This is a genomic window from Streptosporangium minutum, assembly GCF_002149035.1.
Lineage (GTDB): Bacteria > Actinomycetota > Actinomycetes > Streptosporangiales > Streptosporangiaceae > Streptosporangium > Streptosporangium minutum.
Window position 1 is genome coordinate 1 of the sequence record NZ_NGFP01000504.1, and the last position, 1,321, is coordinate 1,321.

The 1,321-nt window shown below is 72.5% G+C and carries 1 protein-coding gene; it reads right to left on the reverse strand.

From position 1 onward, the window contains the following. Positions 1–128: 128 nt before the first annotated feature. A complete protein-coding gene (locus CA984_RS44035; RefSeq protein WP_086579161.1) occupies positions 129–1,226 on the reverse strand; it encodes a hypothetical protein in 1,098 nt (365 codons plus the stop codon). Positions 1,227–1,321: the final 95 nt, after the last annotated feature.

Here is a 1,321-nt window from a genome sequence, read left to right on the forward strand (position 1 = left end):
GGACACGGCGGGCGCCGTGGGCGGGGGAGAGGGCTGCGCCGACAGCGACACGAGGAACAGCACCAGGAGCAGGTCGGCGAAGAGCCAGCCCGCCAGATGCGCCGCCGTGAGCCGCTCCCTCACCCGCCTCACCAGTCCCCCCGGCCGTCGCGGTTACTGACCTGGACGACGAACTGCTGGGCGGCGTCCACGAAACGGCGGAGCCGGTCGGTGGCCTTCGCCAGGTCGTCGACTCCGTCGTTGAACCGGCCCAGCGAGTCGCCGAAGCCGCCCATCACATCGCTCACGAGCCGCTGCGCCGCCTCCACCTGCCGGTCGGAGCCGTCGGAGACGGCCTGGATCCTCCGCACGAGGTCGTTCAGCTCCTGGCGCACCGCCTGCCGGTCCTCGTGGATCCGCCGCTGGAGCTGCTCGAACTCCTTCAACGTGGTGGAGGGGATCTGGATGGCGCTGAGGGCGCTCTCCAGCGCGGCGGACTTGGCGACCCAGAGGTCCAGCGCGTCACTGATCTGCCGGCCCGGCCCGCCCTCCAGCGCCGCCCTGATCTCGTCGGAGGTCCGTTCCAGGGCCAGCACGAGCTGCGCCGTACTGGACTGCAGGGCCGGTAGCTGCCGGGCCACCTCGCGGATCGACAGGCGCACCTCCTCGGGTGACGGTGGTATCAGCAGCGTGGCCAGGGCCAGGTCCTGAGCGAGCTGGCGCCGGGCTCTCTCGTTGGAGGTGAACCGCGCCACGTGGCTCTCGCCGAAGTGAACGGTCGCCGCGCACACCATGACCAGCGCCACGAACAGCGCCACCGCCATCGCCGCGTCGCTGAGCGGGGTGAACGGGCGGCCTCCGAAGGTGCCCGCCTGCCAGCCGAGCAGGAAGGACGGGGGCGACCCGGCCTCGCCATAGGCGGTGAGGGCCTTCTGCAACATGAGCCAGGTGATGAAGACCGGCATGAAGATCAGGATGTCGCGGGCGACGCGCAGCAGGGTGAGTGCGGCCTCCCAGCCCGGTGCCCGGCGATCGGGGAGGAGGGCCTCGGGCGGATAGACGTGGAGGAGGTCCACGCCGGCGAGCGCGCCGCCCCCGTCCCGCATGGCCTCGGCCAGCAGGATCAGGGCGTCGGGGCCCGTCGGGTGCTCCTCCCGGGAGGTGTGCCGCTCCCGCTGCGCGGTCTCCGCGATCCTGTCGGCGAGGCTCTCCAGCGTGCCGGTGGCGGCGATGGTGTCAACGGCCATGGGGTCGGTCTCCTGCCTGCGCGCCGTTCTGGTTCTGCTCGGAGGGGATCCGCCGGGGGAGCGGGTCGGGCGGGACGACCGGCGGCACGCTGGAC